Origin of the sequence: Ruminococcus sp. (assembly GCF_016287535.1) — a bacterium.
Taxonomy (GTDB): Bacteria; Bacillota; Clostridia; order Oscillospirales; family Ruminococcaceae; genus Ruminococcus.
Genome location: NZ_JAEFAJ010000022.1, coordinates 1 through 15,444, shown reverse-complemented (window position 1 = coordinate 15,444; position 15,444 = coordinate 1). Strand labels below are relative to the sequence as shown.

The window sequence follows — 15,444 nt, the reverse complement described above, 5'->3', positions numbered from 1 at the left end:
GCGGTCTTGACAGAATTTGTATTTGTGGTTCCGGACAATTACGCAAACGCCCCGCAATTCCCGACCGCCAAAAAAGTTATTTACCCAAATAATCAACAGGATATTATAAAAAGGAGGAATACTCATGTCACAGTTCATCATTTCAGTAGGCCGTGAATTCGGAAGCGGCGGAAGATTTATCGCCGAGGAGCTCGCCAAGCGGTTCAACATCCCGTTATACGACCGTCACCTCATTACGGAGATCGCCGCAAAGACCGGTCTTACTCCGGAAGAGATTGAAAAGTACAACGAAAAACCCAAGAACCACCTTCTCTCGCGCAGAGTCAACGGCTTCAGCAACTCAATCGAAGACAATATCGCTGAGATGCAGTTCAATTTTCTGAGAGAAAAGGCTGCAAGCGGCGAGTCCTTCGTCGTTGTGGGACGCTGCTCGGAAACAAAGCTCCGCGATTTCAAGTGCCTTGTTTCGCTGTTCATACTGGGCGACATGAGTGAAAAGGTAAAGCGTGTCATGAACGTCTATGACCTCACTGAAGACAAGGCTAAGGCACTCATAGACAAGAAGGACCGCAAGAGAAAGCGCTACCACAACTATCACTGTGAGGGACACTGGGGCGATTCCAGACTGTACGACCTCAGTATCAACAGCTCCCGTCTCGGTATAAACAGGACTGTGGATATGCTCGAAAGCTATGTAAAGGCAAGGATATCCGGAGAATAAACGTCATTGCAAATAAAAAGCTGCACTTAAAAAGTGCAGCTTTCCTTTTATACATTAGGATTAAGTGTTGTTATCTTATTGAGCAGAAACTCCTGTATCATGAGAGCGTCATTGACGGTCAGTCCCTCGGTTGTCCTGTCAACGTCTGCAAGTTCCACGCCATCCTCTGTGATATGGCGCTCGTCCGTGCCGTTGATGCCGTACTTGTTCGGATTTGCAAGCGCCTGCATTATAAGCACCGCGTCACTCATATCTATTGTATCGTCGCAGTTCGCGTCGCCGTACTTCGGAGGCTCAAGAGCTCCGCCCATGAGGTAATGCACTTCACAGCTGTCGATGGTATAGGGCTGATCCACTGCCTTTTCAGTTGCGGCGTTCCATACGTTCGACCACCATACCTGCACCTCGCAGGTCTTGAAGGTATCGGACATTTCATTGAGAGAAACATGAACGGTGAGCTTGCCGTCCTTGTCTGCATTTCCCTTCCACTCGATGTTCTTCCAGTCGTCAGCAGTCGTTCCGAAGCCGACAGCACCGCCGATAGAAGCGTCCGGAGCGCCTGTGATTTCTATCTGCATTTCCTTGCCGACAGCAAGCTGCGGCTTGTCCGGAATAGTCACCGACTTCTTCTGTATCTTAAACTTGTACGCTGTTGTAGTCGTAGTTGCGTTCGGATCGGAAGTAGTAGTGACCGTAGTCGTTGTGGTGCTGGTCGTGGTTTTGGACGGGTCGGGGGGAGTAACGCCGTCCTTCTTGTAGAGATCCTTCGGGAGCTCGTCAAGTGTTATGCAGTAATCGCTCTGATACATAGCGATAGTGTCTTCCTTTGTATTGAAGGTAGGATCGGACAGGAAGTTGTTATTGTCACTTCCGCCGTCGTACCATGTACAGAAGTAGAGCCAGCCTGCTTTTTCCTCCTGCATTTTATCCGGCGTCGAGAAGCAGTCGTTCTCGGCGAGGGATATCATCTTTGCACTGTCGTACTTCTCCATTATACCATAGAATACTGAGGAGAAGGGACTGTCATTGTGGTAGTACCTTGCGCTTCCTGTTGACCAGTCCGTGCAGCTGTACTTGTCGTAGCCTATGATATCAACATAAGCGTCGCCGGGATACCAGTCCTTTGAGGTCGCGAAGTTATAGCTGTTCCACTCCCAGATAAGGTTGTGGCAGTTCAGCTCGCTGGTGAGAGTTTCGTAGGTGTATATCCAAAGCTTTTTGTAAGCTGCGGAGCCTTCCCTGCCCCACCAGAACCATGAACCGTTCTCACCGCCGCCGCCTTCGGCTTCGTGGAGAGGTCTCCATATAACGGGAATACCCTCAGCCTCCAGCTTGTTGAACTCCTTTGCGAGAGTTTTAAGGGTAGAGAGGTAATACTCGTTTTCCTTTGTACCTGCCGTTGCAGCCTTTGAGGGTGAAAAATCTGTGTCCTTTGCGGTATAGGTCGATAAAGACCAGTCCATTTTCGTGCCTATGGTATAGTTTGCGAAATCCTTCGGCACGTTGATATGATAGGAAGCGGTAGCGATACCACCCTTGTTCTTTACCCAGTCGATGATACGGTCGGTGGAACCGTCGTCACTGCCATAGAGAGGACAGCAGAAATTGCCGTAATCAAAGCCGCGTATAGCGGGATAGTGACCTGTGGTGTCCTTCAGGTACTCAAATTCCGTTTCAAGTCCGTGAGGGCCGCCGCTGTAGATCTCCTGCTGACCGGAGATTATGTGCTTGCCGTAATTCTCGGCAAGATAAGCCATAAGGCTCTGGGTCTCGACTGTAGCGAGCTGATCGCAGAGCGTTGTCTGCTTTGCTTCGATCTTGGCTCCCGACATAGGCTCAGCCGTGAGATAGTCAAACTGTGACCAGCCCCATGACTTTTCGATAACTATAGAATTGCTGCCTGCCTTGAGAGGTATGGCAGTGAGCTCCACAGCCTGATAATCGTCACCCTGAGGTATTCCTACAGCTCCCTGTGAGGAGCCGTTCACGGTCAGGTTCTGCTGTTTGTCGGTACCTATTCCGAAAGCATAGAAGGTCAGCTTGTAAGGACCGCCCTCCTCTACAGTCACATTCAGCGTTATGGTTCCGCTGTCTGTCATTTTCAGCGCGGAACCGCCGCTTGCATTCGAGTCCTTCTCCACTGTAACGTCACCGGTTATCTCAGCGTCCTCGAACTCGAACTTCAGCGGTTCGCCTGCCGCCGTTACAGCCGCTGTACTGTAAACGGCACAGTTCAGCATGACAGCTGCTGCCATTGCAGCAGCTCCTGCTTTTCTGAACACTATTGTTCCCATATTTTAATATCCTCCTGAAAGTAGTGGAAAAATCAGTTTGAAAGATCTATTGATTTAATTATACTTAATATTTCACTAAAAATCAAGAACAGGTGAAGATTGTTTTCATATCTTTAAAAAAATTCGTATACACGCACAATCGGGAGCCGTTTTTTTAAGCACAAGCTCCAACCGCCGGATTAAATCATACTTAAATTACTTCTTGTTAAATATAGCAGTTAATATACTATCTTTAAGCCGAAAAGCGTTGACATTATCGCTAAAAAGGTGTATAATTTTATATAAGATTCGTTTACTTTGTGCATGGGAGAGTGAAAAGAATGACTGAATATCTTACCAGTTACATGAAATACATTCAGAAAAAGCTTGATAATTGCAGCGATTCAGAGCTCGATGATATAATGTCCGAGCATCTCGACAAAATAGCCTTTATGCAGCATGAAAGAATAGTCCATTTTCTTGTGACTATGCTCTTCTCGATCATCCTTGCTGTATTCATTGCAGTGCTTGTTTTTACGCCTAATATCCCCGTGCTGATACTCGTTACAATGATACTCGTACTGCTGATATTCTACATAAAGCATTATTACTTTCTCGAAAATACAGTGCAGAAAATGTACAGGGTATATGACAGTATCCTCGAAAAACAGAGAAAATCCAAGGAGAACTCCTGATGACAAAAAAAGAGATCGCAAGGCTTGCCGTGCAGGAGCTTGAAAAGCTCTATCCGGACGCCTCCTGCACGCTGAATTATACAAAGCCCTATGAACTGATGTTTGCGGCAAGGCTCGCCGCACAGTGTACTGACGCGCGGGTGAATGTGGTAACGGAAACCCTGTTCAAGAAGTACCCTACCCTCGAAGCATTTGCAAATGCTGATATAGCAGAGCTCGAACAGGACGTGAAGCCCTGCGGCTTCTATCACAACAAGGCAAAGAGCCTGAAGGAAATGGCGTCACAGCTTATAAACGACTTTGGCGGAGAGGTCCCCGATACTATGGAGGAGCTGCTAACGCTTTCGGGGATAGGCAGAAAGACCGCAAACCTGATGCTCGGCGACGTCTTCGGCAAACCCGCAATGGTAACTGATACCCACTGTATACGTATCACGGGGCGTCTCGGACTTACCAAAAACAAGGAGCCGGCAAAGGTGGAAAAGGACCTCGTAAAGCTCATACCTCCTGATATTTCTTCCGATTTCTGCCACAGGACGGTGGAATTCGGACGTGATATATGCAATGCAAGAAAGCCTAAATGCGAAAAATGTCCGCTCAGTTATTTCTGCAAATATTTTGAAGCCCTTAGCCTTTAGTGTAGGGGTGGATATTATCTGCCAGAAATGCAGGGGACGGCGCAGCCAACAGATGCACGTACCCTCTGTCCTACGGACATCTCCCTGCACAGCAGGGAGTCACTCGACGTCCTATTAAGGGACGCCCTCTCTTGCAGGGCGTCCCTCTTCCGAAAACAATTCACTGGATTGTTTTCGGAATTCACCCTTGCGGAGCGCCTTCGTATTATTTCGCTGTTCTTTAAAAGCTGTGAACAGCGACCAGAGGCGCTGCCTCTGGACTCCGCCAAAGGAACACAGTCCCTTTGGAATCCCGTTAATACGCTCAGTAAGTTATTGCGTTAAATTTTGATTTACGAAAGGAGATCATCATGCTATTCAACTTTAAACTCAGCACTCCCTCAGAGGGACTCGTCGATATCACACATGAAGTAACCGAAGCAGTAAAGGAAAGCGGTGTCCTTGAGGGTATATGTATCGTATTCTGTCCGCATACCACCGCAGCGATCACCATAAACGAAAACGCTGACCCCGACGTACAGACCGACGTTATAAAGGGGCTTGACAAATTCTTTCCGGAACTCCAGTCATTCCGCCACGCTGAGGGGAACTCCGACGCTCATATCAAGTCCTCGGCAATAGGCGCAAGCGAAACTATTATTATCACAGGCGGCAAGCTGCTCCTCGGAACATGGCAGGACATTTACTTCTGCGAGTTCGACGGACCGAGAACAAGAAAATTCTACGTTAAGGTAATGGGAGAATAATTATGGATAATATCGAAAAGCTTTCGGAAATAGTACAGGATTCTCACAGTATCGTTTTTTTCGGCGGCGCAGGTGTTTCCACGGAAAGCGGCATACCCGACTTCCGCAGCGTTGACGGTCTTTACAGTCAGCAGTGGGACTATCCCCCCGAAACTATCCTGAGCCATACTTTCTTTGTAAATAAGACAGAAGAGTTTTACCGCTTTTACCGTGCGAAAATGCTCTGCCTCGACGCAAAGCCCAATGCGGCTCATCTGAAGCTTGCAGAGCTTGAAAAGCAGGGAAAGCTGTCAGCTGTAGTTACTCAGAATATAGACGGACTCCATCAGGCAGCCGGAAGTAAAACAGTGTATGAGCTCCACGGCAGCGTTCTGCGCAATTACTGCACAAAATGCGGAAAATTCCACGATGTTCAATATATAATCAACTCAGAGGGTGTGCCGAAATGCGATTGCGGCGGCATTATAAAGCCCGATGTGGTCCTTTATGAAGAGGCTCTCAACAATGACACTGTCAACGGCGCAGTACAGGCTATCGCGTCCGCGGACACTCTCATAATCGGCGGAACTTCGCTGAACGTATACCCCGCCGCAGGTCTTATCCGCTATTTCAAGGGGAATAATCTCGTCATAATCAATATGTCTCCCACACAGATGGACAAAAATGCCGACCTTCTCGTGTGCGACAGGATAGGAGAAGTATTCTCACGTATCTGAAAAAACTTAAAAGCCTTACAGCGCATACAGCGCTGTAAGGCTTTTCTTACATTAGTCCGTTTTCCTTTTTGAAGTCGATGAATTCTTCATACGTACCCTGTCTGTCAAGACAGCCCTGAGGCAGTATCTCGATTATGCGGTTCGCGGTAGTCTGCATTATCTCATGGTCGTGTGACGCAAGGAGCACAACTCCCTTGAAATTTATAAGGCTGTTGTTTACAGCGGTTATGCTCTCAAGGTCAAGGTGGTTCGTAGGACGGTCAAGCACCAGTACATTGGAGCCGAAAAGCATCATGCGCGAAAACATACATCTCACCTTTTCGCCTCCGGAAAGTACATTTACAGGCTTGTATACATCGTCACCGGAGAAGAGCATACGTCCGAGGAATCCGCGGAGGTAAGTCTCCGTTTCGTCCTTTACGGAGTACTGGCGTATCCAGTCGAGTATAGAGAGTTCACAGCCGTTGAAGTATTCAGAGTTGTCCACAGGCATATACGAAGTAGTCACCGAAACGCCCCACTTGAAGCTGCCTGAATCCGGCTGCTCCTCCTCCATGAGTATCTTGAACAGCATAGTTATCGCCTGCTCGCTCTCGCCGACAAAAGCTACCTTGTCAGTCCTGCCGAGAGTAAAGCTGACATTATCAAGGAGCTTTACACCGTCAACTGTCTTGGTAAGTCCGTCCACCTGAAGTATATCCTTGCCCAGCTCCCTGTCCATATCGAAGCCTATGAACGGATATCTTCTGCTTGAAGCCGGCAGCTCCTCAACAGTGAGCTTCTCAATAAGCTTACGGCGGGAGGTCGCCTGGTTGGACTTCGACTTATTAGCCGAGAAACGGGCGATAAAGTCCTTGAGTTCCTTTATCTTCTCCTCGTTCTTCTTGTTCTGCTGCTTTATCATGCGCTGTATAAGCTGGCTGGACTCATACCAGAACTCATAGTTGCCAACGTACATCTTTATCTTGTTGTAGTCGATATCAACGATATGAGTGCATACGTTATTAAGGAAATGACGGTCATGGGATACGACGATGACCGTACCGAAGTATTCGGAGAGGAACTCCTCCAGCCAGCGCACTGCGTCGATATCAAGGTGGTTGGTGGGCTCGTCGAGGAGTATTATGTCCGGATTGCCGAAAAGCGCCTGAGCAAGCAGGACCTTTACCTTTTCGTTACCCGAAAGGGAGGACATCTGAGAGTAAAGTATATCCTCTGAAAGCCCAAGACCCTGTATGAGCTTTGAAGCGTCGGACTCAGCCTCCCAGCCGTTGAGCTCTGCAAACTCGCCTTCAAGCTCGGAAGCCTTTACACCGTCCTCCTCGGAGAAGTCCTCCTTTGCATAAAGGGCATCCTTTTCCTGCATTATCTCATAAAGCCTGGCATTTCCCATTATTACGGTATCCAGCACAGTGTACTCATCATAAGCGAAGTGATCCTGTTTGAGAACGCTGAGACGCTCTTCCTTCGGCATGATGACCTCACCGGAGGCAGGCTCCAGCTCACCGCAGAGAACACGGAGAAATGTGGATTTTCCTGCTCCGTTTGCGCCGATAACGCCATAGCAGTTACCGTTTGTGAATTTAAGGTCTACATTTTTGAAAAGTGTCGAGCCGCCGAACTGCACGCTCACATTACTTACTGTTATCATATTTACTCCTTCCGAATTGAATTTAACGCCTGCGGCGTTAAATTATGATTTGCCGCACAACAAGTTCCATTATACCACATCCTACACGGATTGTAAAGAAAAACATTGCACTTCTCAGCCGGAGCTTCGAAAGCTTCCCTTGTTTTATTCTCCATATTATGCTATAATGAATGCAAAGCATTCATTATAGAGCATTTATTATGAGGTGACTTATGAGCAGGATATATATTGTTGAAGACGACAGGTCTATCCGTGAGGAGCTTGCGGAGCTCCTCCGCAATTCCGGCTACGAAGCCGAATACCTGACGGACTTCTCAAACTCAAAGGCTGAGATTCTTTCCGCCCGCGCGGACCTTATTCTTATGGATATAAATATCCCTAACCTCAACGGTGAGGAGCTCCTGAAGGAGATACGCAGAGAATGCGATACCCCCGTGATAATGGTCACGAGCAGGACCTCCGAAACGGACGAGGTTCTTTCTATGAGCTACGGCGCGGACGACTACATAACAAAGCCGTATAACCCGACCATACTTCTCCTGCGCATATCTGCCGTACTTAAACGCGCGGCAGGTACTGCGGCAGTGCAGACCTATAACGGTCTTCAGGTCAACGACGCAAAGGGCAGCCTTACAGACGGCAGCCGCGAAATGACTCTGACAAAGAACGAAATGATAATTTTCCGTTTCATGCTTGACAGACAGGGCTCTATCGTCACCCGTGACGACCTCATGACCGCTCTGTGGGACAACGAGGAATTCGTCAACGACAACGCCCTCACCGTCAATATCAGCCGTCTGCGCTCAAAGCTTGCGGAGCTTGGCTGCGAAGACGCTATCGAAACAAGAAAGAAGCAGGGGTATATACTGAAATGAAACTGAGAAGTTATTTAAAGGACCGGTTTTGGTTCTACATCATAGCCGCATTATTCGCGGGAATGATACTGCTCTTTCTGACTGCCTACAGGGTCAGCGGACAGCTCGCTGCCTTTATTGAATCGCTGTTCCTGCTTTTCATCATATCCGCCGAGATCACAGGCTATATGCGCAAACACCGATTCTACGACAACCTGCGCTCAAAGCTCGACGGACTGGACAAGAAATACCTGATACATGAAATGATAAGCAGACCCACCTTCCTTGAGGGCGGTATAACTTACGACGCTCTTTATGAAGCAAACAAGGCTATGTGCGAATACGTGGCGGAATACAAGCGAAGCTCCGCTGATTTCCGTGAATTCATAGAAATGTGGGTGCATGAGGTAAAGCTGCCTGTGGCAAGTCTACAGCTGATGGCTCACAATCACAACGGAGAATTCGGCGAAAAATCACTCGAACAGCTCCGCAGGATAGACGCATACACCGATCAGGTGCTCTACTACGCCCGCTCGGAAAATGCCGAAAAAGACTACATTATTAAAGAAACGCCCCTGAAGCGCACTGTAGCCAATGTTGCTCTGAAAAACCGCGAATCAGTACAGCTTGCAGATGCATCTATAGAGACCGGGGGACTGGACATATCTGTCATGACTGACGGGAAATGGCTGGAGTTCATACTCGGACAGTTCATGGCAAACAGCCTTAAATATACGGTAAAGGACCGCGAGCCCGTGATACATATTTCCGCAGAAGAGCTTCAGGACAGAGTGCTGCTGCATTTCCGCGACAACGGCGCGGGAATTCCCGAAAGCGACCTTCCGCGCATATTCGACAAGAGCTTTACCGGCGAAAACGGTCACACCTACGCAAAGTCCACTGGTATGGGACTTTTTATAGTGAAAAGCCTCTGCGACCGTCTCGGACACAGTATCTCCGTGACCTCGGAGCGCGGCAGCTTTACGGAATTCACCATTGCTTTTGCAAAGAATGAGCATTACCTTATAAACAGCCGTTAGCCTTTAGCTTTTAGCCATTATGAAGCGGCTTCGCCGCTTTACTGTCGGGCGCACAGTGTGCGCCCTTACAATTGGCTAACGGCTCAGATCATAATTTGGCTCCGCAAAATTATGATCTACATTACAGAACTGTAATGTTGCGTAATATTAAAAACACGACCAAAGGTACTGCATGATGTATAATAAGATCATGGAAAGGGAGAACAGCTCCCGGAAATAAAGATACCGAAAGGAATTGATCTTATGAAAAAGCTTACATCAAACATTATCAGGATCCTCTGCATCGTCAGCAGCATCTTCGTTATACCGGTTTCGTGTATAGAGATCTACGAAATAATAAGCGGCAGAGCAGCTGTTGATCCTCACCTCAGAAACCTTATGGACGGAATTTTCTGGAGCTTATTTACAGTCAACTTCCTTTGCAGCTGGTGCATCAGAAAACACGAAAACAGACTCGAAGCATAAAAGGAGATACAGCCATGTCATTACTCAGATTGGAAAATGTAGAAAAATACTACGGAAGCAGATCAAGTCTCACAAAGGCTGTGGACGATATCTCCTTCAGCGTCGAAAAGGGTGAATTTACCGCCATTATGGGCGCTTCAGGAAGCGGAAAGACCACTCTCCTGAACTGCATATCAACTATCGACAGGGTCACCGCCGGTCATATCTTCCTTGAGGACGCGGATATAACCGCCATCAAGGGAAAGGAACTGAATAAGTTCCGCCGTGATAAGCTCGGCTTTATCTTTCAGGACTTCAACCTTATGGATACCCTTACTGCCTACGAGAATATCGCCCTTGCCCTTTCAATACAGAAACGCTCCGCAAAGGATATCGACAAGGCTGTAAAGAATGTGGCAGAACAGCTCGGTATCACAGACGTTCTCAGCAAGTATCCCTACCAGATGTCGGGCGGTCAGAAGCAGAGAGTTGCCTCGGCAAGAGCCATAGTTACCGAGCCTAAGCTCGTACTCGCAGACGAGCCCACAGGCGCTCTCGACTCAAAGTCCGCAAAAATGCTGCTTGAGCGCTTCAATTATCTCAACAGGGAGCATAACGCCACTATAATAATGGTAACTCACGATTCATTCACCGCAAGCTATGCTTCAAGAGTTCTCTTCATCAAGGACGGCAAGCTCTTCAACGAGATAATCCGCGGCAGCGACAGCCGCAGGCAGTTCTTCGACAAGATAATAAATGTAGTTACCCTGCTGGGAGGTGACATGAGCGATGCTCTTTAAGATATCTCTCAGCAATATCCGCAAAAGCATAAAGGATTACGCAGTATACTTCTTCACCCTTGTCCTCGGTGTCGCGGTATTCTACGTTTTCAACGCCATAGAGACACAGACCGCTTTCATCAGAGTCAACGAAACACAGCGTGAGATAATAAAGATACTCACAACGGCTATTTCCGGCGTAAGCGTATTCGTTGCCGTAGTCCTCGGACTTCTTATCGTGTATGCCAGCCGCTTCCTGATGAAGCGCCGCAACAAGGAGTTCGCCCTGTATATGATGATGGGCATGAGCAAGTGGAAGATATCCGCTCTCCTGCTCTGCGAAACCGTTATCATCGGCATAGGCTCCCTCATTGTGGGACTGCTCATTGGAGTGGGACTTTCGCAGGTAATGAGCGCAGTCGTGGCTAACCTCTTTGAAGCCGACATGAACAACTACAGGTTCACTGTTTCGGCTTCCGCGATAACCAAAACTATCCTTTACTTCGGCATTATGTACCTGGTCGTAATGCTCAGGAGCGGCTTCGTTATCAGCAAGTGCAGACTCATCACACTTATGAACTCCGGCAAGCGCTCGGAAAAGATAACCATGAAGAACCCGTGGCTCTGCGTTGTTGTATTCCTTATCTCCGCAGCAGTTCTCGTATGGGCATATCATACAGTGGGCTGGGACTTTGAACACCTCAATGAAAAAAGGATAGGTCTTGCAATACTTGCAGGAATCGTTTCCACATTCTTTATCTTCTGGTCGGTATCGGGAATGCTCCTGAGAGTTATCATGTCCGCAAAGGGGGTATATCACCGCGGTCTGAACAGCTTCACCTTCCGTCAGATAAGCAGCAAGATAAATACCACTATCGCTTCCATGACGGTCATCTGCCTTATGCTCTTTGTGACAATATGCACGCTATCAACCGCGTTCACTATCAGGAACTCACTGAACAAGGGCGTTGAGGACAATTTCCCTGTTGATTTTTACGGACGCTTTTCTCTTCATATTCATGATTCCTCAGATGATTCCTCATACAGAACAGGCGATATCGACGATGTATATGCTCAGCAGAATATGAGCATTTACGACGATTTCGGAGAGTATCACCACTTCCATGACTACATAGAAAGCAACTTCACCTTTGACACCTTTGCCGGTGACAGAAAAGACGAACTGACAAGCGGTTCAGTGAGCATATATTCAATGATGAATTTTGATATCTCATTCCTGAAGCTCAGTGATTACAACGCAATTATGGAGCTCTACGGACAAAAGCAGATAGAGCTCGGCGACGGCGAATACGCTGTAAGCGCAAATGCCGCGGGAATGCCGGAGATGTACGATAAGCTCCTTGAGGACGGCACCGAAATAACCGTTTTCGGAAATACTTTCAAGCCGGGCTCAAAAAAATGTATACTGAGCTCGTTCTATCCCGATATGCAGGCTTCAAATACAGGTACGATAATAGTTCCCGACGATGCTGTATCCGAGAAATACCGCGGAATTGATTATTTCGTCGGAAACTACAATGCCACAGACAAAAAAGGCAGAGAAGCCGCAGAACAAACAGCAAGGGACCACTGGACTTATGTTATGCACTGGTTTCAGAGCAACACAAATTACGGCTCGATGCAGGGATTAGAAACAAAGATCGAAGCTGCCAATAATGCCATAGGCATAGGCGCTGTGGTTACCTTCCTCGGACTTTATATCGGCTTCATATTCCTTGTATCCTGCGGCGCTATACTGGCACTGAAGGAGCTCTCTGAAAGCGCCGACAGTATGGCGAGATATACCATGCTCCGCAAGCTTGGCGTAGAGGAAAAGGAGATATCCAAGTCCATATTCCGTCAGTCGGGAATATTCTTCCTGCTGCCGCTGCTGCTGGCTTGTCTCCACTCCTATGCGGGCATGAGATTTGCCAAGATTGGACTTGATCTGCTCGTAACGGAGAATTATGTAAAACCCGTTATCTTCACCGCGATCGTACTCATAGCGATATACGGCGGATACTTCCTGCTCACCTTCCTCGGAAGCAAGGCGATAACAAGAGAACAAAAGTAAGCTTTTCATGATATAGTTCAGGCGGCTTTCCGTAAAGGGAAGCCGCCTTGTTTTTTAGTTCAGAGTGGAGAGTTGAGAGTGAAATATCAATTTTCAGCTTTGTAGCAATGCACAAAATGGTACTTTGATTTTTGTGAATATATTACTAATTTCTCATTCTGCTCAATCCTTTTCTCCTCAGCCGACATGAATATATATAATCCGACAAAATTTTGCTCCCTGTCAAAAATCTCTTGAAAACCGCTATTATAAGTAGTATAATAGTAGCGTTGCGTGTCTTTTTTTGGAAATATAATGTAAAAGAGGTTAGTAAAATGGCTGAAAAAGCATTGAAACCAACGGAGGAAAAGCTCAAACCAAAGCTTTTCTCGGTTATGAAGACCTATACCAAGGAGCAGTTCATCAAGGACATTATCTCCGGTATAATCGTCGCTATCATCGCTCTGCCCCTTTCTATCGCGCTTGCTCTCGCTTCGGGAGTGGGTCCTGAGCAGGGTCTTTACACAGCTATAATCGCAGGCTTTATCGTTTCATTCCTTGGCGGAAGCCGTGTGCAGATAGCAGGTCCTACGGCTGCCTTTGCAACTACAGTTGCAGGCATAGTTGCGGTCGAGGGCATGGACGGTCTTGCAATATCGGCAATTATGGCAGGTATCATACTTATTGTAATGGGCTTCTGCCGCTTCGGCGCTCTCATAAAATACATACCCGGCACTATAACCACCGGCTTTACCTTCGGTATCGCCGTGACCATTCTCATCGGACAGGTCAAGGACTTCCTGGGGCTCACCTTCAGAAACAAGCCTATCGAGACCGTTGACAAGGTAAAGGAGATATTCACCTGTATCGGCACTATCAACTGGCAGGCCCTCCTTATCGGTGTTATCTCACTTGCGATTCTTGTACTCTGGCCGAAAAAGCTGGAGAAGATCCCCGCTTCCCTCATTGCCGTCATAGTCTGTTCGGCTATAGTAAAGCTCAGCGGTATCAAGGTAAACACTATCGGAGACCTCTATACCATATCAAATTCTCTCCCAAAGCTGACCGTGCCGGAGGTCACCTTCGCAAGAGTAAGGGCTCTTATCCCCAATGCTTTCACTATCGCGGTCCTCGCAGCTGTTGAGTCTCTTCTCTCATGCGTTGTCGCAGACGGTATGGTAGGTTCAAAGCACCGCTCCAATATGGAGCTCATCGCTCAGGGTACAGCTAATATCGGCTCCGCCTTCTTCGGCGGTATCCCCGCTACAGGAGCTATCGCACGTACTGCCGCAAACGTAAAGAACGGCGGACGTACTCCTATCGCCGGCATGGTACACTCTGTGGTACTCGTTATCATACTGGTACGTCTCATGGCTTATGCTGCATTTATCCCTATGCCTACTATCGCGGCTATACTCTTTATAGTAGCTTATAATATGTGCGGCTGGAGAAATATAAGAAACACAGTAAAGACCGCTCCGAAGAGCGATATCGCCGTACTTTTCGTAACTCTCATACTTACAGTAGTATTCGACCTCGTTGTTGCTATCGGCGTAGGCATGGTAATGGCTGCTCTCCTCTTCATGAAGCGTATGGCTGACGTTACAGAGGCTCACGCATGGGTGGACGTTGACGACGAAGACACTGACCCCGATAATATCCTCCTCAAGAAGATACCGAAGAATACAAGGGTTTTCGAGATAAACGGTCCTATGTTCTTCGCAGCGTCCGATAAGTACAAATACGTCCTCAGCGACAGGAACATCGACGTCCTCTGCATAAGAATGAGAAACGTACCTGCTATGGACGCTACTGGCGTCGAAGCCCTCATGCGCATAGTCAAGCGCTGTGAGCGCCACAACGTAAAGGTGGTATTCTCTCACGTAAACGAGCAGCCTATGAAGGTCATGACCAAAGCCGGCTTCATCGAAAAGGTAGGCAGGGAGAATTTCTGTGACCACATTGATACGGCACTTCTCAGAGCTGAAGCGCTGGAAAAAGAAATTTCAGCCAAAAGAGCATAACAAAAGGCGGACTAAAGTCCGCCTTTTTCATCGAAATGCTATAACATCTGCAATTTATCCACTTAATCTGCAAAAAGTGAGTTGATAACAGCTGCTGAAAGTGATATCATATATCACAGAGAATGGTAATATAGGTTCCATTCTTCAAGTAGTTGAAAGCTTTTTAGTGCTTTCCGCTTAGCCTGCGAAGGCTTTTGAAAATCATCCTCATTGAACCGGTACCGGAGTTTTCAGTGTTCTTCGGTATCGGGATTTTTTTGAAAAAATCCCGGCGAAGGAGAGTGTCCCTCTCCTCTGCCGGTTTTTTTATATTATAAATGCGAAATAAATAACTTATATTTCAATTACTTCCTGAGACCAAGAAGCTTCTCCTGAATTGCAACTGCATCGTTTGTTGTAAGACCGTCGCCGTCAACATCTGCATTTGCCTTGCCCTGTTCTGTGAGAGCACGTGAATCAGTACCGCCTACGCCGTACTTGTTGGGGTTAGCAAGTGCCTGCATGATGAGAACTGCGTCGCCCATATCAAGTGAACCGTCACCGTTAGCGTCGCCCCAGAGCTGCATTGAAGGACCAGCCGGAGGAGCTGTGGTCGTAGTTGTTGTAGTTGTAGGCTGTGTTGTAGTAGTGGTTGTGGTTGTAGTTGTAGTAGTTGTTGTAGTGGTAGTAGTTGTAGTAGTTGTTGTTGTCGCAGCTGCAGGAGGATCGATCTTGTTAGCAAGAGCAAGAATATTGTTGTAGAACGACTTAGGCTGGTAGTTGCTGAACGGAAGCGGTGAACCGCCGTTCTGATTAGCTCTCCAGCTTCTC

14 protein-coding genes are annotated in these 15,444 nt (G+C 47.6%); 11 read left to right on the top strand and 3 right to left on the bottom strand.

Going from position 1 to position 15,444, the window contains the following annotated elements:
- Positions 1-124 precede the first annotated feature (124 nt).
- Complete coding sequence (locus QZZ36_RS08955; protein WP_295080249.1) at positions 125-721, top strand: cytidylate kinase-like family protein; 597 nt, start codon at positions 125-127, stop codon at positions 719-721.
- Positions 722-768: 47 nt separating this feature from the next.
- Here the strand turns inward: QZZ36_RS08955 and QZZ36_RS08950 are convergent, their stop codons facing one another.
- Positions 769-3,015: a glycosyl hydrolase gene (locus QZZ36_RS08950; RefSeq protein ID WP_295080246.1), complete on the bottom strand. Its 2,247-nt coding sequence runs from the start codon at positions 3,013-3,015 to the stop codon at positions 769-771.
- A 320-nt stretch (positions 3,016-3,335) separates the two neighbouring features.
- On the opposite strand from QZZ36_RS08950, the gene QZZ36_RS08945 reads away from it, so the two are divergent.
- The 4 genes from QZZ36_RS08945 to QZZ36_RS08930 all read left to right on the top strand — a co-directional run bounded on the left by QZZ36_RS08945 (position 3,336) and on the right by QZZ36_RS08930 (position 5,789).
- On the top strand, positions 3,336-3,689 hold the full coding sequence (locus tag QZZ36_RS08945; protein WP_295080243.1) for a hypothetical protein: 354 nt from the start codon (positions 3,336-3,338) through the stop codon (positions 3,687-3,689).
- Positions 3,689-4,327, top strand: a complete 639-nt coding sequence (nth, locus tag QZZ36_RS08940; RefSeq protein WP_295080240.1) for an endonuclease III — start codon at positions 3,689-3,691, stop codon at positions 4,325-4,327. The genes QZZ36_RS08945 and nth overlap by 1 nt, the downstream gene beginning before the upstream one ends.
- Before the next feature lie 350 nt (positions 4,328-4,677).
- Positions 4,678-5,073, top strand: coding sequence for a secondary thiamine-phosphate synthase enzyme YjbQ (locus QZZ36_RS08935; RefSeq protein ID WP_295080237.1), 396 nt, complete (start codon positions 4,678-4,680; stop codon positions 5,071-5,073).
- A gap of 2 nt (positions 5,074-5,075) precedes the next feature.
- Positions 5,076-5,789 (top strand): NAD-dependent protein deacylase, encoded by a 714-nt coding sequence (locus QZZ36_RS08930; protein ID WP_295080234.1) that lies wholly within the window; start codon positions 5,076-5,078, stop codon positions 5,787-5,789.
- A 46-nt stretch (positions 5,790-5,835) separates the two neighbouring features.
- Here QZZ36_RS08930 and QZZ36_RS08925 read toward each other — a convergent pair whose 3' ends face one another.
- Entirely contained in the window at positions 5,836-7,440 is a 1,605-nt protein-coding gene (locus QZZ36_RS08925; RefSeq protein WP_295080231.1) for an ATP-binding cassette domain-containing protein, read from the bottom strand.
- Between the two features lie 212 nt (positions 7,441-7,652).
- On the opposite strand from QZZ36_RS08925, the gene QZZ36_RS08920 reads away from it, so the two are divergent.
- The 6 genes from QZZ36_RS08920 (at position 7,653) to QZZ36_RS08895 (ending at position 14,634) form a co-directional block, all read left to right on the top strand.
- Complete coding sequence (locus QZZ36_RS08920) at positions 7,653-8,315, top strand: response regulator transcription factor (protein ID WP_295080228.1); 663 nt, start codon at positions 7,653-7,655, stop codon at positions 8,313-8,315.
- Positions 8,312-9,334: a sensor histidine kinase gene (locus QZZ36_RS08915; RefSeq protein WP_295080225.1), complete on the top strand. Its 1,023-nt coding sequence runs from the start codon at positions 8,312-8,314 to the stop codon at positions 9,332-9,334. The genes QZZ36_RS08920 and QZZ36_RS08915 overlap by 4 nt, the downstream gene beginning before the upstream one ends.
- 243 nt (positions 9,335-9,577) lie before the next feature.
- Positions 9,578-9,799 carry a hypothetical protein gene (locus tag QZZ36_RS08910; RefSeq protein ID WP_295080222.1) on the top strand — a complete coding sequence of 74 codons (222 nt, stop codon included), beginning with the start codon at positions 9,578-9,580 and terminating at the stop codon, positions 9,797-9,799.
- Positions 9,800-9,813: 14 nt separating this feature from the next.
- On the top strand, positions 9,814-10,578 hold the full coding sequence (locus QZZ36_RS08905; RefSeq protein WP_295080218.1) for an ABC transporter ATP-binding protein: 765 nt from the start codon (positions 9,814-9,816) through the stop codon (positions 10,576-10,578).
- The gene (locus tag QZZ36_RS08900) at positions 10,568-12,631 is read left to right on the top strand and encodes an ABC transporter permease (protein WP_295080214.1); all 2,064 of its coding nucleotides are present in this window, start codon (positions 10,568-10,570) and stop codon (positions 12,629-12,631) included. Before QZZ36_RS08905 ends, QZZ36_RS08900 begins: the two co-directional genes overlap by 11 nt.
- 314 nt (positions 12,632-12,945) lie before the next feature.
- Positions 12,946-14,634 carry a SulP family inorganic anion transporter gene (locus tag QZZ36_RS08895; protein ID WP_295080210.1) on the top strand — a complete coding sequence of 563 codons (1,689 nt, stop codon included), beginning with the start codon at positions 12,946-12,948 and terminating at the stop codon, positions 14,632-14,634.
- Positions 14,635-14,978: 344 nt separating this feature from the next.
- On the opposite strand, the gene QZZ36_RS08890 is transcribed toward QZZ36_RS08895, so the two are convergent.
- A partial coding sequence (locus QZZ36_RS08890; protein ID WP_295080206.1) for a dockerin type I repeat-containing protein occupies positions 14,979-15,444 on the bottom strand: 466 nt, incomplete at its 5' end.